We start from the raw sequence: 25518 nt of genomic DNA, 5'->3' as shown, positions 1-25518 counted from the left end.
CCTTTTTTAATGGGTGTTCCCTAACGCAATGGTTAGAGTCACTATCAATCGATTATAGAATAGTCACACCGATTGATACCACTTGGGTGATTAAACCATTTGGTGATTCCACTTCAACAATAAAGACCCCTGTATTAGGTTCATCTTCACCTTTTAGCGTTGTGCTGAACTGACGTCCACCATTGTAGTTAGAACTTGGCCAAGTAAATTCGCTGGTGCTGACAACAGAACCGGCAGAGGTCTTGAATCTCACAATCGAACCGGCGGGCATTTGCTGATTATGTAAATCAGAAATCGTGAACATTGCCGTAGCAGAACCTTTACCCTCGATAGTGATACTACCGCCAGTATGCGTTCCAGTGCTATCTGCAATGACAATGTTACTTGAGTCCGTGGCAAAAGCAGTACTACCAGACATCACCATGACTAAACTACGACGCACAAATACAGACCGAGAGTCTGATGCAGTAGCACAAGCTGAATGAACAGGTTCAGAGCAAAGCACACCATTATATTTGCGGTCTTTGAGGTCAAATACTCCATTAGCGTTAAAATCAACTAACTCTTCTAACGTACCACCATCCTGACCACCAGTCTGTTGCGGATTAAACACACCATCTTCGTTATAGTCATTAAAGGCATCATTTAAATCAAATAGCTGACCAGTTACATCTTTACCGGTTAAAAACGTATCGGCTTCAGTGGCATCAAAACGACCATTACCATTGAGGTCAGGGAATGACTCTTCACCAATAGCCGATGCAGTAATCGTTGCACGGCCACCGTATTTTTGACCGTAAATATTACCATAAACCTCAAGAGTCGAATCATATGCTAACAGCGCACTTGGATTACGGAACATTGCACCCGCACCATTGAGTAACATTTCACCTTCAGGTCGAGGAAGCTGACTTGTCCAAGAGACCGAACACGCACCTTTTACTGTTTGACATGCATCTTCAATAGAGCCACCTTCAGTGGTAAAAGATACTGTCGTCCCATCGGGTACAGGGTTGTTAAACGCATCGGCCATCCGAGCAGTAACCTTGACAATCGTCCCGTCTAGATCCCAACCTTCAGCATTAAGTACTTCAGCCGATAACGAAAAACTGTCTTGGTCAGGAATACCCGTTGATATAATTAACTGACTTGATTGGCTAGAAATAGCAGGGATTGAGCCATTATCTACCGTCGCGGTAACACGCAGTGATGTTGCAACAGTACCGGTAGTGACGACAGTTTGTACCACACCGCTGTTATCGGTTGTGGCTTGCAATGGATCAATTTTGACGCCACCAATAGTAGTGTTGAGTTTAAAAATCACATTTTGGTTGGTAACCACATTGCTATTTTTATCGAGTACTTTAAATTTAACCACTGATGATTCATCACCTCCAGTGCCTAAAATACTAATGTTTTGAGGAGCGGCTGATACAAACACAATACTACCGACATCAGCCTGCAGTACATTAATAGTCCCAGCAGCAGATAAACTTATTCCACCCGCATTGGCTGTTACATTGATTTGATCTTCACCAACACAACCTTGAGCACGATACGTTGAGGTTGCAACCCCATTGCTTGATGAAACTGGAGAACTAATCACGGCTTGCGCTGGACTTTTTGTCGCACATGTTGAAGAGAAGTTCACATCAACAGGTTGGGTAAAAGGATTGCCTTGATCATCTTGAATCAGCACTGAAATCGTTGCAGTCCCACCCGCAGAAAGATCTGTTGCACTAACCGCCGCCACACCTTGAACAAAAGGTGTTCCACTGCCCATGACAACATCGGTCGCACCAACGACAACAATTGTTGAACCGATTTCATTAGTCGAGAGCGATGCCGTGGCTTCTCCAGCGCCTAAAGAACTGCCTGCATAGATATCGACTGTCGCTTTGCCTTGTGCATTGGTGACGGCCGTTTTAACCGGTAAATCACCTATCGGGCTATCAAAGGTCACAATTACCGCCTTAGAAAGCCCACTAACGGTCGCCGTTAATTTGCCTGGTGATAATGTGTTAATCGATTGTATTGCGTTACCGTCTTCATCGGTTAGTACCAATGAGACTTGGGCACCACCACCTGCTACGCCACCGTCACCGGCCATAGTCACGTTAAGCGAATTAGTCTCGCCAGATGTAATGGTCGCACTAATGGTTGCGCCAGTGTTTATTGCCGCAGAATTTAACTGTACAGTAGCAACACCATCAGCATTAGTTGCGACTTCACCCGTACCGGGAGAAAAGGTGCCGTATTCAGCATTATTTAATGAAAAAGAAACTAAAGTGCTAATAGCTGCACCCGTTGAGTCTTTCACTATTGCGGTAATAATCGCAGGTTCAGCAACTGAAATTTGATCATTGTCGATACTTAACGCAATAGATATAGTCGGATCAGGAGTTGTCCCACCTCCGGTTCCATCATCGGTTATACCGCCACCGCCGCCACATGCGACGATAAAAAATGTACATAAAAGTGCTAAATAAACTTTATATGCTGACTTCATTGTCAGGCTCCCTGTTACATTAAGGTAAAACTTAAGAATTATTATAGTTTGTTATAGATTAACAATACGCAGACATCGTGTAACCTTAGCATAACTCTACTATTTTCTTCGCTACTTATCCGCTAAAACTTTCACTTTAAGACCATTTCCTAAGTTATCAATTCCTGCTAGTCTTTAGCGCATTAAATAAAGGCATAAAATAATATGATTAGAAGGAACACTCTGTGAGTAAACAACTTAAGCTCGGGCTCACGAGCAAAATTTTAATAGGTATGGCTGCAGGCATTATTTTAGGCCTGTTGTTAAGGAATGTGTTTCCAGATAGTCAATTCATTGAAGAATACATTACTAATGGTTTTTTACATGTGATCGGCACGATCTTTATTTCGAGTTTAAAAATGCTCGTTGTTCCATTAGTGTTCGTTTCACTAGTGTGTGGAACAAGTTCGTTAAGTGATCCCTCTAAATTAGGTCGCTTAGGAGGCAAAACCATTGCCTTTTATTTATTCACCACAGCAATCGCGCTCTCCATCGCGATTTTAGCCGCGGTAATTATTCACCCTGGTAATGCAAGTCTGGCAAATAATGCGCTAGAATTTACGGTTAAAGATGCACCTAGTTTGTCTGAGGTACTGATTAATATCGTCCCCACAAACCCAATGCGAGCCATGAGCGAAGGCAATATGCTGCAGATCATCATCTTTGCGGTAATTTTTGGATTTGCTATCGCGCATATCGGTGATAAAGGCTCTCGTGTTGCATCATTTTTTAACGATTTAAATGATGTGATCATGCGAGTCGTGACATTAATTATGCAATTGGCGCCTTATGGTGTTTTCGCATTAATGGCCAAACTGAGTTTAACCCTAGGATTAGAAACCTTCGGCAGCGTAGTCAAATACTTCTTCTTAGTGGTAGCAGTGCTATTTATACAAGGGCTTGTTGTTTACCCTACTCTACTAAAACTATTTTCAGGCCTCAGTCCGTTAATGTTTTTGCGTAAAATTCGCAATGTGCAACTGTTTGCATTTAGTACGGCAAGCTCTAATGCAACATTACCCGTTACCATTGAAACCGCCGAACACCGAATGGGTGTCGACAATAAAATTGCCTCTTTTACGTTGCCACTAGGTGCCACACTCAACATGGATGGCACCGCCATTATGCAAGGTGTTGCAACGGTATTTATTGCCCAAGTATATGGTATTGACCTTAGCATCATGGATTATGCCACGGTCGTGCTCACGGCTACACTGGCCTCTATCGGTACGGCGGGTGTGCCTGGTGTAGGCCTTATTATGCTGGCATTGGTATTAAACCAAGTAGGTTTGCCGGTTGAAGGTATTGCCTTGATTATTGGTGTCGACAGAATGCTAGACATGATCCGCACTGCGGTGAATGTAACGGGTGATGCTGTGGCTACCGTTATCATTGCTAAATCTGAGGGTGAATTTAACGAAGAAATATTCAATAATTCACAAGCAGGTAAAAAGTTTGAAGAGCAAGTGCTTAATGACAAAGATTAACGCATAGCTTTCGTTATATAAAAAAGCGCTAATTTAGCGCTTTTTTATTATCTTTTTTCAGCATAAATATGCCATTATCATCAACTTACATTGATATAACGACTAGTGTCGCCTGTTTTAGTTAACCTCAGTTCGAGATAATAGATGGGACATGAGGTAAATCAGCAAAAGCTAATTTACACCTAATCCACTCTATCAAACTTGTCATTTGTTTTACTAATAAGGCCTACTGCAAGTCAATCGCGGAGCGATTTCAAGTCAATGTCACACAAATAGCAGGACAACAAGTTGTTTGATTACCAATTATTGTCCCGAGCTAAGGCTAATTAACAACAAACGGAATAAATATGGACATGACTTTATTGGCAAGTTTAGCGGTTATTCACATTGTGGCATTAATGAGCCCTGGACCAGATTTTGCCATTATCGTCAAAATGGCCACACAGCAAACACGCTTAACCGCGCTTTATTGCGCCCTAGGCATTGCCGTCGCCATCTTAGTTCACACCTTTCTATCTTTGATGGGCATAAGTGTGATGATCCAGCAATCCCATGTTGCCTTTATGGCAGTACAACTGATCGGTAGTAGCTATTTAGCATGGATGGGGTACGGAGCACTCAAATCAGCCCTAACCAGTATCATCAGCAAACGACGTACTGCAGACATATCCATATCACCGACTCAACATAATATGGCGAAGAATACTCTGATGTCGTCGTTAACAGGATTTAAAGTAGGCCTATATACCAACCTACTGAATCCTAAGGCGCTGATCTTTTTTATTACCTTATTTTCAGTATTGATTACGCCGCAAGTCAATGACTCGACAAAAGTAGCCGCGACAATATTATTATTTATCTTGTCATTAGCATGGTTTAGTTTATTAGCGCTCATTTTATCTAAACCTCGGGTACAGCAGAAATTACTTGCAGCCAACAGCATTATTGATTTACTTGTAGGGGTTATTTTTATTGCCGTTGCAGTCACCATTGCTAATAATATTCTCCATCAAATTATTAGCCAATTTTGAACATCATATTGTCGATATAACTTGCACAAGCAGATGACATCTCACATCTAATGAGTAAACGAGTTAAGCATTCCCTACGTTACTCGCACATTCATCAGTTGTTAGCGATGACAACATCAAGCCAATCGACTTCATCATGGAATGATTTTAGCAAGCCTGTATACGATTTTGAGGATAACGCAATAATCTACGCGCCAGATAATCCACTACGACATTTAGCCCCGCAGTGAAAACCAATAATAACAAGGCTCCACTAAAGCGAATTTCAGAAAAATTACTGTCCACATAAAATCCTAACGTCATCACGCCGAGCATACCTAAAATAGCGGTTTCACGGATAATCACTTCAAAACGGTAAAACAACAATCCCATAAAATGGGGGTATATGGTAGGAATAACCAGATAACTATATTGGTCAACCCTTGGCTGATAAGTGAGCGGCACACTAACCTTGTCAGCTTGGCGCGCCATTAAAAAGACCATTAGGCCACTATTATGCAATGCCAACGCGATAATCGCTGGCAACATCGAAGGTCCTAATAACATCATAAACACAAAGGCCAACAAATATTCTGGCAGCGAACGTAATATTAAATTCACAGCACGCATGAACAGAATAACCGCTTTGGGCATCATTAATCGAGTGTTTAGAGGCAGTAATATCATGGTCAATATATGAGTTAGCCCTAAGGCACAAAAAGCCAGTACTAAGGTAGCAATCATCCCAGGAATGACTTGCTGGCTTATTAAGTTATAACTCCAGTCAAATACCTTCGACAGGTTATCAGGTGTAAACCAGCTTAAGAAGGCTTGCCCTTGCAGCATAGGCGGTAAAACATCAACACTGATAAAACGCCAAATAAGTTGCGAGTCGATAACCGGTATGGGGGGTAAGAAATACACCGCAAGCGGTAAATACAGCCAAAGCATAAACGGCTTAGCCCAGAAACGTATACTTCCGATCAATAGCACAAATAAGATTAATAACGCACCGCCTTGCTGATAATGCCCTTGGCGAAAAGCCGATTCTAAATAAAAGCCTAGTGTCGGCATGCCAATAAAACCTAATACCGCACTACTGCGAAGCGCACATTCGAAACGGTACCGGATATAATCGACAATCTGCGGATACATGTGCATCCAGCGACCATATATAAATGCCGACAGTTTATCGGTGCCCTTAGGCAGAGAAAATAAGGTATGCATTGGCGCTTGTTGTAAAATATCAGCAAACACACGGGCAAACGTAGCAGCATAAGGAAGCGCAATGGCTAAAATGCCGGTAATGGCTGAAAGACCAAATATTTGTAAAAATATCAACGCCCAAAATATCTCATGAATAGCACGGATAAATGCACACATTGCCGCAATCAAAGGATGTTGATACCACAATGCCAGTGGAAACCCCAATAGCAACCCAATCGTGATCCCAAGCAGCGCAAAACTGATGGTTTGCCACAAAGCATCAAGCAAATACTCTGTCGCAAAAAAGTCGGGATGAATAAAGCCTTGCATCATACGCCCAAGCTCAGTCCAAGGTTCGAGCGCAATGATTTCTGTATCGGCAAAAAACCAACACACAGATACCATCAATAAAAGTAACACAGTGATTTTCTGCCAGTGACCCACAAAAGAGCGGCCACTAAAAGTCATGGTTTTAGGCATAATAGAAGAGGCTGTTACAGAATGATAAAAAGTCGGTTATAAAACATGTGTTTAGCAACATCGACATGCTCATATTTATGCCACATCATGTTTTAGTACATCAGATAATGCGTAATGCTGAGACAAATAAGCCAGAGATAATTGATCGGCTTTATCATCTAGCGCCACTTTGCCATCGCTGATCACGATAATACGGTCAAAATGTGCTAACGCTAATTCGGCATCATGCAACACACAAATCACACTCTGATGTGTTTGCTTAATCAAGCTTAATAATCGTAAGCCCATTAATGGGTCTAACGCAGAAAAGGGCTCATCACCCATAAATATAGCTTGTTGTTGAAATAACGATCTGGCTAATGCCACACGTTGACGTTGGCCGCCCGACAATTCGCTGACTTTTTGTTGCAGCGGCACCGCTAACTCTAATTGCTGACAAAGAACGGCTATTTGTTGTTGTGGTTTGCTAAACGGCAACAGTAAATTAGCCAAATTATACCAACGAGAATAACGCGCTAACCCACCAATAAACACATTATGATATATCGACAAATTATCAACCAGCCCTTGTGCTTGAGAACACAAACACGTTTGCTCAGACAGTTGTTGATATAAGTAATGCAACAGCGTGGTTTTACCCACGCCAGAAGGGCCTAAAATAGCCACATGCTCATTTGCCTTAAATGACAAGTTAACCTCAGGTAAAATAATTTTCTGGCTATAACCTAAATCAACATCAGTCAACGACAACATTAATCAAGCATTCCGATTTTTTTCGCGACACGCTCAATTGGTTCATAGTCCTTGTTTTGGGCAGGTACAAACGATTGACGCGGAAAGCTGGCTAATAAATCCTTATCCGTCATCCCAATTAATACTTGGGTTAACTTTTCTTTAAAACCTTCACCAAAGGCATTATCTACACCAGCACGGACAGTCCATTGATAATCTGGATAGCTAGGGCTTTCCCAAATCACCTTAACTTTGCTGGTATCAACCTCACCTTTTTCAACGGCTGTATCCCACACTTTATAATTAACCGCACCCACTTGGTATACACCGGCTTCAACTTGGCTAATGGTACGACTATGATCACCCGAGAAGCCAATACGTTTGAAAATCTTTTCAATCGGCTTACCTAAGTTACGCTCAATAAAATACTGCGGCATTAAACGCCCTGAAGTTGAATCTTTAGAGCCAAATGTAAAGGTATAATCATTGAGTAAAGGGAAATTCTCTGAAGGGGTAATGTCAGTAGAATGATGAGCAATCAAATAACTCTTGAAAGACTGATCTTCAAATCCTTGTGCTATCGCCTCTGAACCGGGCACTAAGCGACGCGCCTGCACGCCAGATAAACCGCCAAACCATGCAAGTTGTACCTGATTATTACGAAATGCCGTAACAGCAGCTGAGTATGACTTTACCGGAATATATTTTACATCTACGCCCAATTTCTCTGTTAAATAATCAGCCACTTTATCAAACCGAGTACGAAGCTGACTTTCATCTTCATCTGGGATAGCAGTAAAGGTAAAGGTTGCACTTAATGCAAACGTCGAAAATAAGCTTAAAAAACTTGCTGATAATAAGTGTGTTAGTTTCATTTCAATCTTGGAAGGTAGTTTATCAATGCGGATATTCTACCGTACCTGATCCTTGATTACATCGAAAAGCGAATTCAATGTGACAAACATGAGCAAAAATAGCAGTTAAAATAAAGCTGGTTATTGTCACTCTCGCAACAAAACGCTATATAAAGGCCACTATAAGCCTGTTCAATACTCAACCAGACCAACTTGTCAGCTAATATCAGAACAACAAATTTCAAAATAGTGACGGTTCAACAAGGATCAATTATGCGCATATTAGTCATTAAAGAGGATCCTATTTTGTCACATCACTTACAAGTGCCGTTATCAGCTCTGGGTAATCAAATGCAAGTGGCGCTAACCGTATAAGCAACTAAGCAACTAACCGTATAAGCACCTAAGCATATAATGCTATCACTCGCTTTACCCGACAGTAATCGCTAACTTAATGGCGCATAAAGCTGCTCGGCACGATTAAACATCACCCACGAAGTGGCAATATACTTATCATTGCTAATGGGAACATTACCACGATGACTATGAGTAAAACCGGCAGGTGCTATTACCATGGTGCCTTTTTTAGGGCTTATTTTTCGTTGCTGATAGTAAAACTCCGTTTCACCCCCCTCTTCCACATCATTGAGATAAAACATATATAACACCACCCGATGAAGTGCTTCATTATGGCCCTTCTGTGGAAACTGCTCTGAATGCCAATGTGGATAGCCACCAACACCTTGCTGATAATGCTGCACATTGATGGTACCACTGCGATACAGGTACTTAGTTAACGCCGCCGCCCTTGGTTGACCCAATGTCGCAAAATTATCAGGTGTTAAGGTTTGTGGTTGACCGTTTTCATCAGTCACTTGCACTGACACCGACCCCATTAAAGTTAATGAATACTGAGTGAAATAGTTGCTGATATGAGTAAACGTCGCCGCTAATAGTTCGTTTTTTAATTCGGCTAAATCATCACAAGCATCTAACATTAAATCACGGCTGCGTTTTTTTTCGGTATCGACACCAGCACCCGTATGGCCTGGCCCTACACTCGGATGCGTTTCAAATGCCGCAATTAAGCGATCGCATAAATCATTACTTATCGCATTGGGATATACTTCAATAAAATCCATAGGGAGTAACTATTGTTAATAAATTTATAGTAGTATGCTGCCACGCAATTTAAGTGCCTGTAAAGGGCAATGCATAACATAGCTCATTGTTCTTCAAAGTAACTATCGATTGAATATGAAAAAAAACCAAAAAATCTCTGTTGAACAATTACAAGTTGGTACCTTTATCCGCTTGCCTATTTCCTGGAAAGACCACCCTTTCCTGTTTAGCAGTTTTAAAATTAAAGACGCGGCACAAATCGAACTTATCAAAGGCTTAGGTCTAAAAGATGTTTTTTTTGATCCCGAAAAAAGTGATGTTGAACCTGTAACGTCCCAGAATGCCAACATCCCAAAACCCGACGAGCAGGCCCTAAACGCACTAAAAGAACAAATGATCAGCCAGAAGTCGGCCAAAATAGATGAGCAACAAAAGCTCAAACGAGATTTAAAGAAAACCGAACAACAATTTAATCGCTCAGTGTCGATGATGCGTTCAATGGTCTCTAAAATCAGTAGCCGGCCACTCAATGCGGTCAATGAAGTGAAAGACCTCATCAGCAACATGACCAACATGCTACTTAATAGCGACAATTTAGCCTTGCATTTAATGGGCGATGCTAAAAATGATGAGCATATTTATCACCATTCACTCAACGTCGCCATGTTAAGTATGTTAACCGCAAAAGAGCTAGGCTGGAGCCGCGAAGAAGTTGAAACGATTGGTATTGGTGGGTTATTTCACGATATTGGTAAATTAAAAGTACCCAGCAGTATCCTCAATAAACGAGTGGCGCTAACCACACCTGAACAAAATTTTATTAAACAACATCCGCTGATGGGTATTAACTTTTTAAAACTGGCTGACAGTTTTCCGGATGAAGCCAAACCGTTAATCGCTAATCACCACGAGTTTTTAGATGGCAGTGGCTACCCACAAGGGCTCAAAGCCGACAAGTTAGACAAGCTGTCACAGTTGATCGCGGTGGTTAATGAATACGACAACCTGTGTAATGGAACCAACCAAATCAAGGGGAAACCGCCCAGTACCGCCTTGGGGTTGTTGTATAAAAATTATAAAGGTAAATTAAATACTGAATACATTAGTAAACTAATCAAAATATTAGGTGTTTACCCGCCTGGCAGTATTATTGAGTTATCCAGTGGCCAATTTGCGATGGTTATGTCGGTAAATTTACAGAAGCTGTTGTGCCCTAATATTGTGGTTTACGATCAACTGGTACCCAAAGATTTAGCCCCCATCATTAGCTTACAAGATGAAGGCCTGAGTATTGTCCGCAGTCTACCTGCTGCAGCATTGCCTGAAAAAATCCATAAATACTTAAATCCTAGAGAAAAAATTAGCGTAGGTATTGGCCAAAACTAGTGGGCTAGAGAAATAACGCTGTTTTTGTTAATCACTGGCTCATTTCAACGTTGCAAACTAAATAACCTCAACGTGAAATTATAAACGGTTATAAAACAGCCTATTTTAGCTCTTATTCTGAGTTGAGGTTAAGTATTACTGCTTTCCGTCAGGCCCTTATCTAACAATGAAAGATCAATATGACACCACCATAATGTTGAAGTAAGGCGTGGCTTTTGGGGGTTATTGAGTCCAATTAAACAATAATGGTCTTAAGGTCAATTCAGATAACTAAATACCCACTTCCGTTATTTTTGGGTGTAAAAAACCATCAACTGACAACAATTGATGGCGTTAATCTTGTCATATAGATTGCTGCTATAACCAACCTTTTCGTTTAAAGAAAAAATACGTTCCCGCCGCGCTGGCAAGCATTAATGCGACCGCCATCGGATAGCCAAATCGCCAATCGAGTTCAGGCAAAATATGAAAGTTCATCCCATAACTGCTGGCAATCAATGTAGGAGGAAGAAACACCACTGCCGATACCGAAAATATCTTAATAATTTTGTTTTGTTGCAAACCACTGAAGCCCATAGCCGCGTCCAGCAAGAACTGTAACTTGTCGAAAATAAACTGACTGTGTGGCATCAATGATTCAATATCCGATAACATCTCACGAATATCTTTTAAATTGTCATCCGATAAACTGTCTCGGTAATAACGTTGCATATAACGAAGTGAACGCTGAGTATCCAATAAACTTAACCGAATTTTACCGTTAGAGTCTTCTTGCAAGATGATCAGTTTAAACACGTCATCAAGCTCTTCGTCATTAAACACTTGCTCGCCGACATTTTCTAATACGCTGTACACGTCTTCAATTAAGTCAGATAGATAATCCACTTTTAAATTAAACAACTCTAACAATAACCCCTGTGGAGTCGTAATATCCAAGCGGCCTAAACGTAAGTAATTACGTAATAAACGGATAAGACCCACATCTTCTTCACGTAATGTCAGCAAGAAACGTTCACGCAAGTTGAATGACACGTTCACAGCACGTACATCTGAACTCACTCGCTGTGGAAACAACGAGTTAATATGTAAACCATCTTTGTTCTGATAAAAACGCGCTGAGGCTTCAATTTCATTTATATCTTCTTCATCAGGGACTTCTTCAGCAGAAAATAATCTCAACCATTTGCGCTCTTCGTCGTCGGGTTTTAATAAATCTAACCACAAGGTCGACTCGGGCACTTTATCGCCAACCTTCAATTCGGTGGTGATTAATTCTCTATTTTGATAGGCGTATGCAGTGATCATCGCTCCCCCAAAGTCTGTTAGGCCATACAAAGCATAACAAACATAAACACTCAAAAAGTGGCGCTAGTTTACCCAACTACCAATGAATGAAAAGTAAAATGTTCAATAGCGCCAAAAATCGTACCAATTATATAAGCAGTTACATAAATTCTAACATCACAGTGATCAGTTCAGACTGACTTACACTGTCTAACTATAAGTAACCTCAACGCTTATCCAGCGATACGGTTAAGTGTATTGAGGTAAATAGTTGGCATACTCTTTACTACTCATTAGCGTAACGCATCGCACCACTCAACGGAAACATCACTCGTGAAGTAATACCTAACATACCTAACATCAGCCTCAGTTGCTCGGACATTGAGCGGTAACATCACTCACGAAGTAATACCTAACATCAAACTCAGTCGCTCGGAAATTGAGCGAAAACATAACCCGAGTTAGACTTACATGACTTGGTGTCAGTATCTTCGCTCATAAAAAAGCGCCCAAATAGGGCGCGATTAAAATACATAAACAACATATAACTGGATAAAATTAACTTAATCGCCTTTTAAACGACGATCCAATTGGTCTTTCAAATTGGCCGGCACACCTTTAATCAAAAGAGTGTCAGATATCGGGTCATAAATAACCCGCTCACCTAAATGCCCACTATCAAAACTCAATGTCACCCCGCCGCCGGTACCTGAAAACTTCTTCAAGCTACGTAAACTGGCTTTATCTGCCGGAAACTCATCGTCTAACTCATAACTGCCGCCACAAGCAAAATCGTAAAATGAATCCATACCCGTGTCGGCTAACTCGTCGGCTAAATCTTTTACTTCAATAGCATCCCCTGAATCCGCTCGTTCAGAACAATATTCAAACACTTTATTGCGACACTCTTGGCGTTCATCTTTGGTTAACTCACTGCCCGACACAAAATCTTCAACCGCATGGATCAAGGTTTTGTTTTGCGCTTTGATGTTAACGCCTTCGACACAGCCCATAAAATCTAAAAAGAAGTCAGCCACTTTACGGCCCGCGCGGCCACGAATAAACGAAATATACTTACGAGAGCTTTTATCTGCCTGCCACTCGGTTAAATCAATTCGCGCGGCTAGTTGAATATTGTTTAAATCTAAATGGTTGTTTTGCGACAATTCCATATCATCTAACACCGTCATCGACGACTTCGCGCTTAATAGCGCCACAAACAAATAATCGCTCGTCATGCTGGTGTAGCAAGACATCAATAAAAAACCGCCTTGGCTAAAATCGTACTTGGCCAGTTCTTGCTGTAACAATTGGCTCGCTTGGCCGCTAAATTCAACAAAGCCTAAATCGCCACTGCGATATCCTGTCAGAGCATTAGAAAAAGCATCATTGGCTTCGCCATCATCACCACTGGTACCAAAAAAACCAAACCCCTTACCCGCTTTACCCGTAAAGGTTTGATGTAACTCTTCTAACATGGTTTCAACAGCGTGAGTATTAAACAACGGTTGCGGGCGTAAACGACAGCGCATTTCCCCCTGACTGTCTTGAGAGATTTCGTGAATAATTGCTTGCTCAATCCTAATGCTCATAAGCCTTGTTAATCCTAGTCTGTCGCAGATGATAATTTATGAAAGAATGATATCAGACCAAGCGTGTAAATCGAACAGGGTTTACGATATTCCTTACATAGACCGAATAAAACTTGAGGCGAGCGACGACTAAATCCGTTATTATGTGCAGCTAATTCATTCTTTATTGACGTTTTCTGACTATGGCAATTCAATCTAAATATACAAACACTCAAGTTGAAGCACTTATCAGCGAGCTGCTTGCAGTTCTCGCTAAGCATCAAGCCCCCACCGATTTAAGCCTAATGGTATTAGGTAACTGCGTGACGCATTTACTCGAGCAAAAAGTCCCAGGTGAATCACGTCAAAAAGTCGCGGAACAATTTGCCAAAGCCCTAACACAGTCGGTTAAGTAATCGACTCAACAAATTTTTATCGCTAAGGCTAACAATCAGTTACACTGAGAATAGTCTTTGATAATAATGTAGGAATACGAGTTAACATGATCGAGCGTAAAAAGCAGCAAATGACGCGTGATAAAGTGTCACGCTTAGTTAATTGGGGTCACTGGTTTGCCTTCTTTAATGGCATATTGGCGATGTTAATTGGCGCTCGATATATTGGCAGTGTGGGCTACCCAGAATCCGTTATTGGTTGGTCATATCTTGCCATCAGTACCATTGGTCACTTTACGTTTTTAGCCTTTATCGTTTACTTAATTTTTATCTTCCCGATTACCTTATTACTCCCTTATTCTAAAATTTTACGCGGTTTTGCTGCATTTATCGCCTCAATGGGATTATATGCTCTGCTGTATGACACCATTATTTATGATGACTACGGCATCCACTTAAGCCCCTTTGCCTTCGATTTAGCCTGGCAAGACCTCAACGCCCTATTACACAGTACCTCATACATTATTACCCCTATTGTTATCGTGGTTGTTGAACTCACGGTTGCCAATTTTTTGTGGAAACGCATCGACAAAATTCAGAAAAAACAATGGGGCAACAAAGTCGTACTGTTTGTTGGTATCTGCTTTGTCAGCAGCCATTTATTGCATATTTGGGCCGATGCTACAAACATAACCGAAATCACCCGTTTTGACGATGCATACCCAGTGTCATACCCTGCAACAGCACGATCATTTATGGAAAACCATGGCATTGACAGCAGCATGCAGTCAACTGAATATCGCAATACTAAATCACGCAATCTGAGCTATCCCATCAGCCCGATGCAATGTACTGCAGACAGCCAGCCAAATATTCTGGTCATTAGCATAGACAGCCTTCGTGCAGACATGGTCGACAAGGTCACCATGCCGTTTTTAAGCCAATACCGTATTCAAAATCAGCGCTTTATGGATCATTATACTGGTGGCACTGACTTTGAAACCAGCATGTTTACCTTAATGTATGGTTTACAAGGCAATTATAGCGATCGTAAAGAGTTTGATAGCACCAGCCCGATCTTAACCAACATTCTTACGCAGCAAGGCTATCAATTGGCCATGTTTGCGCCTAAAAGTGATGAATATATTGCCAATAGTGCCATGTTTAACGATATACACATGCACACCAGTGAAGGTAGAAATGGCAGCGCCGATGCCGACATCAACACTATTAATGCAGTAAATGCATGGCAACTTAACCAAACACAACCGTGGTTTACCCTAGTGAACCTTACTGCACCAAAAGACTACGACACCCCCGTTGGTTTTCTAGGCGTGCAAACCGTTAAACCTCACGTGGCATTAAAGCCGGCACAAAAAGTGTTGTTTAATCAATATCGTCAATCACTTAACTTTATTGACCAACAGCTGGCTACTCTACTCGATAACGTCAGTGATGATACCGTCGTGCTGATCACCGGCACTTACGGCCAAGTATTTACCAGCAACACTAATGATGCTCGCAGTAATTTATCGCCAGATAATGTCAACGTGCCACTCATCATTCATTGGCCAAATAGTCACAGTAATAAAATCAACTACCGCACCAGCCATTATGGCATCGCGCCAACCTTGCTTAGCCATGTTTTAGGCTGCACGAACCCAAGCACAGATTACAGCTCAGGCCGCGGTTTACTTGAGCCCAACAATGAAACCTGGGTATATATTGGCGACAGTCGGCGCTTTGCCATTTATCAAAAATCAGAGATAACCGTATTAGATCGTTTTGGCAAATACCGCATCTACGATTTAGACTATAACAAACGCTTGGATAAAAAGTTGAGTGCGCCAGAATTGATCCAAGTGATGCGCGAAGGCCGTAGGCTCTTCAATCAATAGTTAACACTATTGATTGTGTGCAATAACCTCAGTGGTCGCATTCACAATCTATAGTCACTTCATTATCGACCAGATCCTTAATCTTAATGGTATATTTCGATAATGAGTAATCTAGGCTTTTCAGCAAATGGATATTTTATAATCAATTGATAAATGGCTGATAATTAACTACTTGCACTAGTTAATTACAGTTGATAAAGTGCTTATTCACTTAGTCACCCCAAAGCTAATAGACTAACTAAGTGATGTTTTACAAATCTTGCTGAAGATGAATATTGGACGCATTACCATTGTGAAACACTAGCAAGAAATTCGGTATGTAGCGCAGCCCGGTAGCGCACTGTCATGGGGTGTCAGGGGTCAGGAGTTCAAATCTCCTCATACCGACCAAATCTAAAATAGAAAAGCCTGTATTCATCAACTGTTTACAGGCTTTTTTGTGTCTAAAGACAACTCATGAATACTATTGTTACTTTCAAAATCAGGTCAAAATCAGGTCAAAATCAGGTCAAACCATCAACTCAACAATTACAACTTACGTTATTATTCATAATAAGGTTTTCTAACGTCTAAAGTGTAATCTTATTAGGTTAGGTGGCACTTTTAGCTTTTACTAGGCGGCTGGATTAAGCACAATATGGGTTAACGACTTTTGCACTTGTCCGCAAAGTTAAATGCGTGGCGATTGCAATCTGGCCCTGCGATATAAACCTTTTTACGGATCATGTGTTCACCAAATAACGAGCAAAAAAATGGGCTCCAATACAGGAGCCCAGCGGCGAGGATGTAACGAGAGAGAACGCAAAGAGAAACGAGAGAGGAAGCAAAGCCAGTTACGTAGTCGTATCAAGCATATATAAATATACCCTGTTTTTAAGGGCCGCAAACACGCCACATATGGCGTTTGGGTTTTCGTGATATATAAAACCGATATTTTCTAGATTTGATTTAGAAGTTATCGGTTAAGTGATTTGCCACATATAAGCATAGGGGCAATAAGTTATCTATCAACTTGCTTATGGACTAAAAAGGGTTGTTTCTTAGGATTTAGCACTCTGGAGTCACATTATGCTTACTATAGTGAATTGAGATTAATGCCTTGCTCAGCGAAAAAATGCGAGCGGGAGCGAGTAGTTTTTCCAATGAAGTAACTTGTTATATTCTCGTTTCATATAGTTGATTAATGATCTCAGCACTATCTTTTAATGCTGTGTATGCCCAGGGATAAATATTTGTACTTCCGTGTGCGTAATCGTTTCTAAAATAAGGGATATTTTTTACAATAACATCTAAATAATTCCAGTATTCAGGTGGCTTTGGTCCCTCAATGTCAAGATCTTGAGCCAATTCAATTCTTTCTTGATATTGGTGTTCTCTTTGTTCAGTGACATGTTTCCATCGACTAAATTTTTCATTGCTCAGAATTTTGTTTTCAATTGCTTTTTCAAATAGTTTCTTGAAAGGACGCTTTTTATCTCCTGTTATATCTCGAAGTGCTAGCTCTATTGATATGTATGCATATAATTCTGCGACTGGTGTAAAGCGATAAACATTCCATGCATAAAGAGCTAGATTTTTTGCTGTTTCAAAGTGAATTACAACTAACTCTGGCACTGAAGTGTTTAACTTTATTTTTTGAATAGGCTCTGCGTACCGTTCAATGGTGATCGGTTCATGTATACCATCTATATTTAAGCCCCCAAACCCAGACCACCGTGGATCAGGTGAAGCCATATATTCAAGAGGTCTTAAATGTTCAGCATTAAATTTTGGCATATAATCACTCAAGGAATATAACGCTTAACATATGGAGATTTTAGGAGCGATTTTTCAGCGCGTAAAATTCCCACCATGATGTTTTTGTTAGCTAACCTTTAACTGCGTCCTTTACGGCTTCTTTGCATAAACCTATAAGAACCGCTTTTAAAACATCAAAAGGTAAGCCACTTAATTTCGATGAAACAGTATCTTTAGCTTTATTCCAAATACTGTCGTTTTTTATTGAATTAGTAAAATCATGACCTGCCCAAGTTAAACCGAAAGGTATGACTTTTATCACTCGTTCAGGAGTAGTTGTTGAACAGATGGTTTCTCCGCGAACTAAACCAGCCTCAAAAATTAAGTGGTAATGTTCAAGAAGTGTAATCTCGTCATACCCATCAAATGGAGCATCAATTATCGGATGGTCATCTTCTTTTCCCTCGATATAAAGAAGAATTTTTCGGACTAAATCCATATCACGTTGCACTGAACTCTCCTTGGTTAGCTAACGTTTTAGTATTTGTGCGTTGCGCTGTTTACATGGCACCAAAATACATAGCCACCCATTTTTTGAAGTAACAACATAACCCCTTTCTATTTGAGTTGCGATCACTTTGTATAATTTTATCATCGAGCAAATTCAACAGGATGGTTTAACAAATTAGCACTCGATGGCCAATCCATCAGTAATGTGGTCAATTTAACACAGCAGGAAAGCTTGATATCAATCAAGCCTAAAGTGATGTTATGGGATTAAAAAGTTAGCGTTTAGGCACACAACCAGAGCTGGCAGTTTGATGCACCTTGTCGTCGCTTTCGGTCCAAATGTTCGCAATATTCCGTTAATGCAGGTAACGCCCCTACAGCACCTTTAAATAATGAACCAAACTCTGTAGTGATTTTTAACCAGTTTTCAGCGGGTATGTTCAGCCTATTAAGAATAGCTTGGCTGCTTGAACTAATTGCACCCCGTTTATCCTCTCGTATAATTCGCCCAGTATCTTCAACAAGCACAATGTAATCCTTCACACTGAACATCAGCCCATTTGGCATGTTTAGGCGTTCATTACCCACAAAAGGCAATAACTCTGTTGGTTGTTCACCTTTTATCGCTGAGTGTATTCGGCGTTGAATGCTGGTGTAGTCTGAGGTTTCGGGGGGGGGCATTTTGGCGCGGATAGGCCTTTCTATTAATAAATAATGGTCGACATAGGCCATACAGCTCAGAACGACTGCTTTGTCTAATAATGCTTGGCTATTTATAAAAGAAAAGGTAAACCGCCCTTCCCACAAATTCATCGGGAATGAATTTGAACAGCTTTAGCTGGCCCGAAGGGTGAGCTCCATGGATGACGGAGAATAAAACCTGCCTGTGCACTTATCTTCTTTATTGGCCATTCGAGCAATCGGCTCACTTAAGGTACGCATAAACCAACTGATATCAACTAAGCGTTGTCGGTATTGGGTTATACAATCATTCACTGTTTTACGTTCAAATTCGTTTAGGTCTTCACCTTTTACAAACTTGTGTGACAGTAAGGTACCTTTAAAACCTTTATGCCATTGCATAAGCAGTTAGGATGGGTGGCCATGTTATTTGTTAAGACGCTACAAGATTTAATCAAGGATCCACAAGCATGCTATTAAATTCGTGGGGATCCCTCAGACTCTGACCCCATTTATCTTCGACGTAACTCGAAGGCTTTTCCCTAGCATAAACAAAACTTTGTGCAAACACACAAGCCAAGAACACCGGAAAAGTTATTCGCGGTAATCATCACAACACAAAACATGCAAATGAAAAAAAATATAAAAACAAAATTTAGCACGAACTAAATTATCTTCAATTACCACTGGAAAAAAAAATGCTAAATCAGCTCTCTATCGTTCAAAGGATCTGGCTGCTATTAATCTTTGTAGTGCTGGCGTTTATCGTCAGCTCCGGATACGAGGCCTTTAACCAAAAATCAAAAATGTTGAAACAACGACAAGCTGAAATCAGCAGTGTAGTTAATTCCGCACTGTCCCTTTTCAAGCGAGCACAAGCGTCGGTCGAGCGTGGTGAGATGAGCCTTTTTGAGGCTCAGGACATGGTCATATCTGAAATTACTGCAATGCGTTACCGAGGGCAGAACTACCTGTGGATTTTTGATACCGACGCCAAACAATTGGCCCATGGCACCAGCCAGAAAGATGTAGGCAATAACCTGATAAATTTTTCCGACCCCACGGGCAAAAAAGTCTATGTTGCCTTCCTCGATGCAGTACGCAAAGGAGGCGAAGGTTATGTCGATTATGTATGGACTAAAGCTGGCTCCTCTGCTCTGGAGCCCAAGGTGACGTTTGTTAAGTTATACCGTCCTTGGGGGTGGATATTAGCAACTGGCGTCTATACCGATGATATTGATGCTGAGTTTGCTCAGCTCATTAAAGAGAAAGTAATATTTTTCAGCCTGCTATTAACGATGATCTTTATCGCATCCATGCTGGTTATTCGCTCAATTACCCAGCCACTAAATGCGACGACGTCTGCGATGGAAGAAATTGCTCAGGGCGATGGCGACCTGACCGTCAGGCTCGCGATATCGAGTAAAGATGAGCTGGCTCAATTGGCCATCGGATTTAATCAGTTTGCCGAGAAAGTCCGACAGATCGTCATTGAAATGCAACAGAGTCAAACCGTATTAGATAGTGCTACTGGTGAGATGTCGGTGATCACCAGCCGTTCACGAGAACTGCTTACCCAGCATCAACATGAAAATCATCAAGTGGCAACGGCTATCCAGGAGATGAGCGCGACCATAACTGATGTCGCCCGCAACGCCGCCGATGCAGCAAAATCAGTACTAACGGTTCAAGACAGAGCATTGAAAGGCAAAGTATTAGTGGAGGATAACATCACCTTCATCAATGAGCTGTCCGACACAGTCCATCAGATTGTCAGCGCAATGAATGGCCTGAAACAGGAGGCCCAAGATATCAACAGTATCTTAGATGTGATCAAGTCGATTGCCGATCAAACCAACCTATTGGCACTCAATGCCGCCATCGAAGCCGCCAGAGCGGGCGAACATGGCCGCGGCTTTGCGGTTGTCGCCGATGAGGTGCGCACCTTAGCGATGCGAACCCAACAGTCGACGCAAGATATAGAACGAATGATCCTGGGCATGCAAAATCAAGTCGAGGAGGCGGTACACACTATTGACTTAGGCAGACAAAAAGCGGATGCGAGTGTTAAGCAGGCAAAACTCACCTCCGTGGCATTTGGTGACATCAGTGCCGATATCGACGTGGTTGCCGATATGAATACCCAGATAGCCTCGGCGACAGAGCAGCAGAGTGTGGTGGTCGATGCCCTGCATCAAAATATTGAGAACATCAGAGAGGCATCCGATGAGTCGGCCCAGGGAGCTCAGCAGATAGAGATAGCCGGACAGCAACTGCAGGCGTTAGCCACTGATATATCATCGACACTAGGCCAGTTCAAGGTATAGGTTCAACGATTAGTTCAAATAGATAGTGAAAAAAGTCTTCGATTTAGCTCGAAGGCTTTTTTTGAAACAGCTTAACTCGCTAATCATTCTAACCGACTGCATTGAGTCACACTATTTTCACGTGCGTTAGCCAGTGCACTACACGCCGCACACGTCATATGGTCACGGTAGTGTTTATTGAAAAATTGAGTCGTTTGCGCTTCTAGCGAATCAAACAGCGCCTGATTAAACGGCTTTTTCCATCGGTATTGCGCCATCAACCTTGAAAGATGTCGGTAGCAGGTCTCACGATGATTGGACATATATTCGGGCGCAATTAATTCACTCTCAAACTGGGTCAGAGAGCCTGTAAGATAAAATACGATTCCCTGTACCAATTCTTTAATCTGCAATGGTGTTGCTTCAAGTTCTCCATTGTCGACCGCCTGATGAAGAGAGGCGGTAAACCACTCCCAGAATGCATTGATACGTTTCTTAAATCGCTTCACCTTCTCATCACTGGCTAGCTGCCAAACCATGGTATTGACCGACACAGATCGCAAGGTAAAGAAACTCTTGCTGCGCTTGATGGTTTCGAATGTAAACAAGATTGGCAATAAGACTTTCTCTTGGGCCGTCAGTTCCGGGTACTTATCGATAAAGATTTGGAGGTGATTTGAGGTTGCACTTCGAAGAAACAGGCAGACTAAAACATCCTCTTTCCGCTCAAAATACTTATACAGAGTTCCCGTAGAGCAGCCCACTTCCTTCGCGAGTTGAGAAAACCTAAAAGATACCACTCCCTGTGATTCAATCAGATACTCTGCAGCATCTAAAATTTGATTACACCTTAGTGTAGGTAGTGCATCTGTCGGGCATTTCATTTTACATACTCTCTGTCTCTAAATGGTATGAGTATGGTCTCAACTCTAGCGGATGTTATAGCGACACCATTAACAATCGGGAGATATCTCACGTAAATGAATAGTTATTCATGGCCTTTGTGAATCACGTCAAATAAACATTCCGGCAAAGTTTAATAACACTCTATCAAATTCCTCCAACATTTTTACAGGCCGTTAAATATGGAGTTGCTCGTGAGTAAATTTATTCGAGACATGACTCACGAATAAGTTTGTCGCTTAAAAAACCCCGTGATTTAGTTCACCTTTACTGCCCCTAGTTCCCTTTATCTTAGTGTCATTCCTAGTTGAGGGTACACAAATGCAAAATAGAAGAAATTTTTTAAAACTGGGTGCTGGTGCGGCACTGGGCGGGCTGGCATCGACTATGCCGGGTACTGTCATGGCCAGTGAGTGCGGCGAAATAAAGTGGAACGAGTCGGCCGATGTGATCGTTGTTGGCTCAGGTTTTGCGGGACTTTCTGCGGCGTTAAACGCTAAGCGTAGTGGTGTCGGCTCAGTGCTGGTGCTGGAAAAAATGCAGGTTATCGGTGGTAACTCGGCTATCAATGGCGGCTGGCTGGCGATCCCTAAAAATCCAATCCAACTCGCCCAGGGGATAACCGATGACAGCCCTGCAGAGTTAGTCTCGGATCAGATGATTTCGGGGCGAGGCATGGCCAATGAGGCCATACTGAGCAATATTGCCAACCATGCTCTGGACGTTTACCAGCTGTGTATCGAAACAGGTGTTAAGTTCCGTGAAGGCTTTAACATTCAGGTCGGTGGCCATAATAAGGCTCGCGCAATAAGAACTCAACATGGCACTGGCGGTGACATCACCACCAAGCTCTATGAAACAGGTGTAAAAGAGGGGATCGATTATCGCCTCCAACATTACATCGAAGATTTCATCATGGATGGACAGGAAATCATCGGCCTTAAGGTACGTCAAAACTACCGTTTCCCAGATCTTACAACCGGTAAGAGCATCTTTATCAAGGCAAACAAGGCAGTAGTTCTCGCCAATGGCGGTTTTGCCCGCAATATGGAGCTGCGCGCCGCTGTCGATCCCTCTCTTGATCCATCACTCGATTGTACTAATGCCCTAGGCGCAACAGGTGAAGTCACCCTAACAGCCATGGCCCAAGGAGCGCTTCCTGTTCATATGAACATGATCCAAACCGGTCATTGGGGCTCACCCGATGAAGGAGGCTTCGGCTGGTCAAATGCCCTACTCTCTATCGGCTGGCATGAAGGCATTTCAGTCAGCGTACTGAATGGTAAGCGTTACATGAATGAAAGAGCCGATCGTAAGACTTGCTCGGCAGCTATCATGAAGAACCGCTACCAAGATGGTTCTCCAGCCTACCCCGTCGTTTTCTTTAACCACAAAGATCATCCGGATGATGACCGAGTTGTTCGCGCACTTCGTGATGAGATGGCATGGAAGGTTGATAGTTTCGAGCAATTGGCCGAAAAATTCAATATCCCTCTGACTCAGTTAAAACAGACAGTGAAAGAGTTTAATGCTCAAGTCAGCACACGTCAGGATCCTCTCTTCGGTCGTAAGATGGATACGGCTGTCGAGCTAAAGCCGCCGTTCGTCGTATCTCGAGTCTGGCCTAAGGTGCACTACTGCATGGGTGGCTTAAAGACAGATATCGGGGCTCGGGTTATCGATGGTCGCTCCATGAAGCCAATCAAAAAGCTCTATGCCATAGGTGAAGTCACAGGTGGAGTCCATGGTGAGGCTCGATTGAGTTCGACCTCCTGTCTGGAATGTATGGCGATGGGTATCGTTGTATCTGAAACTATTAAAAGCGACCTGCAGGGGTGATCAACATGAGCAAATTACTATTGGCTTTACTCGTAGGACTCTCCCTGTCAACGAGCGCATTTGCCGGCGATTTAGTGAAAATGATGGGCAATACTGAAGGCCGAACCAATCATGAGTTTATCTATGAGGATGGCTGTCAGAGCTGCCATCAAGGTTCAGGAAAAAAGAATGCGACCGATAGCGCCTGCGTCGAATGTCATGGCGACATCAACAGTATTGAGATCGACAAGTCAAAGCTTGCTATCGAAGAAGCCAATCCTCATAAATCATTCCACTACAACCAGGGCGCCAGCTGTTTAGCTTGTCACGGCGAACACGAGAAAAAAGCCCCCGTCTGCGCCGAGTGTCACCGTACCTGGTTCGATGTGATGTAACGAGTTCGAAAAATTAAACATAAACATAAATATAAACATACTAAATGGGTAATGATGATGAAAAAATCCACCAAGTTCATGTTGTCGATGGTGGCAACCGCGGTAGCACTAACTGGCTTTAGCGCCAGTGCAGAAGAGCAAGAAGACGGTATCAACGTAGGCGGCGCGGTACGTGTTAACTATGGTTACAAAGATTACAGTGAAGCGTCTAAAGACAAGGCTGGCGATCTGACCTTCGATATGGCCGCTATCAAGTTTAACGGTAAGAAAGGCGACTGGGGATTAGCCGCTGAGTACCGTTTCACCTCAAGCACTGACTACATCAAATACGGATACGGTATCTACAATATCGAGCCTGAATGGCAGCTACAGTTTGGTATCAACAAGGTGCCATTTGGTAACCGTGGCTTTATCTCTAACAGCTGGTGGTTTGGTCTACCTTACTACTTAGGTTTCGAAGATGACCATGATGTTGGGGTTAAGGCCGTTTATAACAGCAATGGCTGGCATACAGATTTAGCCTTCTACAAGAATGCTGAATATGGTCCAACCGAGAATAAGCGTTACGCGACCGATCTCTATACTGGCACCATCAATGGCAACGAGTATAACAACGAAGAGACAAACCAAGTTAACGTGCGTCAGACCTACACAGCAGAACATAAAGGCGGTTCAACAACCTTCGGTGGTTCTGTTCAGTATGGTCAGATCTACAACAATAAAACGGGTAATACCGGTGATAGCTACGCCGCGGCGCTTCATTTAGACAGCAGCTACAATAGCTGGAACCTACAACTTCAAGCGATGCAGTATGAATATGATGCCGCTGATGCGGTCGATTCAAATAAGATTGGTGTATCTGTAGTTAGCTGGCAATACGAGATCGCTTCTAAAGGCCAAGCCTATAACGCCAATATCGCTAAGACCTTCAAAACAGACTGGGGTAGCGTAAAGTGCTATAACGATTTTGGCATTATGACGCCTGACGTCGATGACAGCAGCTACGACAACAGTATGCAGAACGTCACAGGTTGCGCAGTATCTGCAGGCCCAACTTATACTATGTTTGATTTCGTCATGGGTAAAAACATGACCTTCTCAACCGCCAACAATGATCACGTCGGTCTGCCTGAAGCGGGCAATGATTGGGACAAGCGCGTCAACATCAACTTTGGTTATTACTTCTAGTCACCAA

Annotated in this window: 19 protein-coding genes, 1 tRNA gene and 1 pseudogene; 10 read left to right on the top strand and 11 right to left on the bottom strand. The window is 42.3% G+C overall.

The genetic code is table 11. The features are described from left to right. Positions 1-52 precede the first annotated feature (52 nt). Positions 53-2509, bottom strand: a complete 2457-nt coding sequence (locus tag AAEZ00_RS08955) for a hypothetical protein (protein WP_335686303.1) — start codon at positions 2507-2509, stop codon at positions 53-55. Between the two features lie 224 nt (positions 2510-2733). Here AAEZ00_RS08955 and AAEZ00_RS08950 point away from each other — a divergent pair, with 224 nt between their 5' ends. Together AAEZ00_RS08950 and AAEZ00_RS08945 are read left to right on the top strand one after the other, a co-directional pair. Then, positions 2734-4035, top strand: a complete 1302-nt coding sequence (locus AAEZ00_RS08950) for a dicarboxylate/amino acid:cation symporter (protein WP_351088576.1) — start codon at positions 2734-2736, stop codon at positions 4033-4035. A gap of 347 nt (positions 4036-4382) precedes the next feature. After that, complete coding sequence (locus AAEZ00_RS08945; RefSeq protein ID WP_124014173.1) at positions 4383-5066, top strand: LysE family translocator; 684 nt, start codon at positions 4383-4385, stop codon at positions 5064-5066. 147 nt (positions 5067-5213) lie between these two features. Here AAEZ00_RS08945 and AAEZ00_RS08940 read toward each other — a convergent pair whose 3' ends face one another. From AAEZ00_RS08940 to AAEZ00_RS08920, 4 genes are all read right to left on the bottom strand, one after another. Then, positions 5214-6731 carry a PhnE/PtxC family ABC transporter permease gene (locus tag AAEZ00_RS08940; RefSeq protein ID WP_351088575.1) on the bottom strand — a complete coding sequence of 506 codons (1518 nt, stop codon included), beginning with the start codon at positions 6729-6731 and terminating at the stop codon, positions 5214-5216. A gap of 75 nt (positions 6732-6806) precedes the next feature. Further along, positions 6807-7484, bottom strand: a complete 678-nt coding sequence (locus AAEZ00_RS08935) for an ATP-binding cassette domain-containing protein (RefSeq protein ID WP_351088574.1) — start codon at positions 7482-7484, stop codon at positions 6807-6809. Continuing rightward, a complete protein-coding gene (locus AAEZ00_RS08930; protein ID WP_351074739.1) occupies positions 7484-8338 on the bottom strand; it encodes a putative selenate ABC transporter substrate-binding protein in 855 nt (284 codons plus the stop codon). The genes AAEZ00_RS08935 and AAEZ00_RS08930 overlap by 1 nt, the downstream gene beginning before the upstream one ends. 425 nt (positions 8339-8763) lie before the next feature. Beyond that, the gene (locus AAEZ00_RS08920) at positions 8764-9459 is read right to left on the bottom strand and encodes a 2OG-Fe(II) oxygenase (RefSeq protein WP_335686308.1); all 696 of its coding nucleotides are present in this window, start codon (positions 9457-9459) and stop codon (positions 8764-8766) included. 115 nt (positions 9460-9574) lie between these two features. On the opposite strand from AAEZ00_RS08920, the gene AAEZ00_RS08915 reads away from it, so the two are divergent. After that, entirely contained in the window at positions 9575-10825 is a 1251-nt protein-coding gene (locus AAEZ00_RS08915; RefSeq protein ID WP_351088573.1) for a cyclic di-GMP phosphodiesterase, read from the top strand. A gap of 357 nt (positions 10826-11182) precedes the next feature. On the opposite strand, the gene corA is transcribed toward AAEZ00_RS08915, so the two are convergent. Next, positions 11183-12130, bottom strand: coding sequence for a magnesium/cobalt transporter CorA (corA, locus tag AAEZ00_RS08910; RefSeq protein WP_101030429.1), 948 nt, complete (start codon positions 12128-12130; stop codon positions 11183-11185). A gap of 542 nt (positions 12131-12672) precedes the next feature. Next, entirely contained in the window at positions 12673-13701 is a 1029-nt protein-coding gene (gene yejK, locus AAEZ00_RS08905) for a nucleoid-associated protein YejK (protein ID WP_101030426.1), read from the bottom strand. Positions 13702-13883: 182 nt separating this feature from the next. Here yejK and AAEZ00_RS08900 point away from each other — a divergent pair, with 182 nt between their 5' ends. The 3 genes from AAEZ00_RS08900 to AAEZ00_RS08890 all read left to right on the top strand — a co-directional run bounded on the left by AAEZ00_RS08900 (position 13884) and on the right by AAEZ00_RS08890 (position 16363). Further along, a complete protein-coding gene (locus AAEZ00_RS08900) occupies positions 13884-14096 on the top strand; it encodes a YejL family protein (protein WP_101030423.1) in 213 nt (70 codons plus the stop codon). An 86-nt stretch (positions 14097-14182) separates the two neighbouring features. Next, complete coding sequence (locus AAEZ00_RS08895; RefSeq protein WP_335686310.1) at positions 14183-15973, top strand: DUF3413 domain-containing protein; 1791 nt, start codon at positions 14183-14185, stop codon at positions 15971-15973. A gap of 313 nt (positions 15974-16286) precedes the next feature. Continuing rightward, positions 16287-16363, top strand: a tRNA-Pro gene (locus tag AAEZ00_RS08890). 765 nt (positions 16364-17128) lie between these two features. Here AAEZ00_RS08890 and AAEZ00_RS08885 read toward each other — a convergent pair. From AAEZ00_RS08885 to AAEZ00_RS08875, 3 genes and pseudogenes are all read right to left on the bottom strand, one after another. Beyond that, complete coding sequence (locus tag AAEZ00_RS08885; RefSeq protein ID WP_351088572.1) at positions 17129-17749, bottom strand: hypothetical protein; 621 nt, start codon at positions 17747-17749, stop codon at positions 17129-17131. Between the two features lie 91 nt (positions 17750-17840). Then, positions 17841-18221, bottom strand: a complete 381-nt coding sequence (locus AAEZ00_RS08880) for a DUF2513 domain-containing protein (protein WP_351088571.1) — start codon at positions 18219-18221, stop codon at positions 17841-17843. Between the two features lie 281 nt (positions 18222-18502). Further along, a pseudogene (locus AAEZ00_RS08875) lies at positions 18503-19309 on the bottom strand (hypothetical protein); the annotation flags it as partial. 290 nt (positions 19310-19599) lie between these two features. Between AAEZ00_RS08875 and AAEZ00_RS08870 the strand changes: the two are divergent. Continuing rightward, on the top strand, positions 19600-21228 hold the full coding sequence (locus AAEZ00_RS08870; RefSeq protein WP_351088570.1) for a methyl-accepting chemotaxis protein: 1629 nt from the start codon (positions 19600-19602) through the stop codon (positions 21226-21228). Positions 21229-21311: 83 nt separating this feature from the next. Here the strand turns inward: AAEZ00_RS08870 and AAEZ00_RS08865 are convergent, their stop codons facing one another. Continuing rightward, entirely contained in the window at positions 21312-22091 is a 780-nt protein-coding gene (locus AAEZ00_RS08865) for a TetR/AcrR family transcriptional regulator (protein WP_351088569.1), read from the bottom strand. 340 nt (positions 22092-22431) lie between these two features. On the opposite strand from AAEZ00_RS08865, the gene AAEZ00_RS08860 reads away from it, so the two are divergent. Genes AAEZ00_RS08860 through AAEZ00_RS08850 form a run of 3 tightly spaced genes read left to right on the top strand, consistent with a single transcriptional unit; the run spans position 22432 to position 25511 of the window. Continuing rightward, a complete protein-coding gene (locus AAEZ00_RS08860; RefSeq protein ID WP_351088568.1) occupies positions 22432-23949 on the top strand; it encodes a flavocytochrome c in 1518 nt (505 codons plus the stop codon). Between the two features lie 5 nt (positions 23950-23954). Next, a complete protein-coding gene (locus AAEZ00_RS08855) occupies positions 23955-24323 on the top strand; it encodes a cytochrome c3 family protein (protein WP_124014258.1) in 369 nt (122 codons plus the stop codon). 54 nt (positions 24324-24377) lie between these two features. Further along, a complete protein-coding gene (locus AAEZ00_RS08850; protein WP_351088567.1) occupies positions 24378-25511 on the top strand; it encodes a hypothetical protein in 1134 nt (377 codons plus the stop codon). Positions 25512-25518 lie beyond the last annotated feature (7 nt).

The organism is Shewanella sp. S1-49-MNA-CIBAN-0167 (assembly GCF_040310145.1).
GTDB classification, from domain to species: Bacteria; Pseudomonadota; Gammaproteobacteria; order Enterobacterales; family Shewanellaceae; genus Shewanella; species Shewanella psychromarinicola.
This window is presented reverse-complemented; position numbering and strand designations above follow the sequence as displayed.

Excerpts from the sequence above, each read along its gene's own strand:
- AAEZ00_RS08955 (WP_335686303.1), bottom strand. The coding sequence starts at position 2,509 with ATGAAGTCAGCATATAAAGTTTATTTAGCACTTTTATGTACATTTTTT.
- AAEZ00_RS08945 (WP_124014173.1), top strand. The coding sequence starts at position 4,383 with ATGGACATGACTTTATTGGCAAGTTTAGCGGTTATTCACATTGTGGCA.
- AAEZ00_RS08940 (WP_351088575.1), bottom strand. The coding sequence starts at position 6,731 with ATGCCTAAAACCATGACTTTTAGTGGCCGCTCTTTTGTGGGTCACTGG.
- AAEZ00_RS08935 (WP_351088574.1), bottom strand. The coding sequence starts at position 7,484 with ATGTTGTCGTTGACTGATGTTGATTTAGGTTATAGCCAGAAAATTATT.
- AAEZ00_RS08930 (WP_351074739.1), bottom strand. The coding sequence starts at position 8,338 with ATGAAACTAACACACTTATTATCAGCAAGTTTTTTAAGCTTATTTTCG.
- AAEZ00_RS08920 (WP_335686308.1), bottom strand. The coding sequence starts at position 9,459 with ATGGATTTTATTGAAGTATATCCCAATGCGATAAGTAATGATTTATGC.
- AAEZ00_RS08915 (WP_351088573.1), top strand. The coding sequence starts at position 9,575 with ATGAAAAAAAACCAAAAAATCTCTGTTGAACAATTACAAGTTGGTACC.
- corA (WP_101030429.1), bottom strand. The coding sequence starts at position 12,130 with ATGATCACTGCATACGCCTATCAAAATAGAGAATTAATCACCACCGAA.
- yejK (WP_101030426.1), bottom strand. The coding sequence starts at position 13,701 with ATGAGCATTAGGATTGAGCAAGCAATTATTCACGAAATCTCTCAAGAC.
- AAEZ00_RS08900 (WP_101030423.1), top strand. The coding sequence starts at position 13,884 with ATGGCAATTCAATCTAAATATACAAACACTCAAGTTGAAGCACTTATC.
- AAEZ00_RS08895 (WP_335686310.1), top strand. The coding sequence starts at position 14,183 with ATGATCGAGCGTAAAAAGCAGCAAATGACGCGTGATAAAGTGTCACGC.
- AAEZ00_RS08885 (WP_351088572.1), bottom strand. The coding sequence starts at position 17,749 with ATGCCAAAATTTAATGCTGAACATTTAAGACCTCTTGAATATATGGCT.
- AAEZ00_RS08870 (WP_351088570.1), top strand. The coding sequence starts at position 19,600 with ATGCTAAATCAGCTCTCTATCGTTCAAAGGATCTGGCTGCTATTAATC.
- AAEZ00_RS08865 (WP_351088569.1), bottom strand. The coding sequence starts at position 22,091 with ATGAAATGCCCGACAGATGCACTACCTACACTAAGGTGTAATCAAATT.
- AAEZ00_RS08860 (WP_351088568.1), top strand. The coding sequence starts at position 22,432 with ATGCAAAATAGAAGAAATTTTTTAAAACTGGGTGCTGGTGCGGCACTG.
- AAEZ00_RS08855 (WP_124014258.1), top strand. The coding sequence starts at position 23,955 with ATGAGCAAATTACTATTGGCTTTACTCGTAGGACTCTCCCTGTCAACG.
- AAEZ00_RS08850 (WP_351088567.1), top strand. The coding sequence starts at position 24,378 with ATGATGAAAAAATCCACCAAGTTCATGTTGTCGATGGTGGCAACCGCG.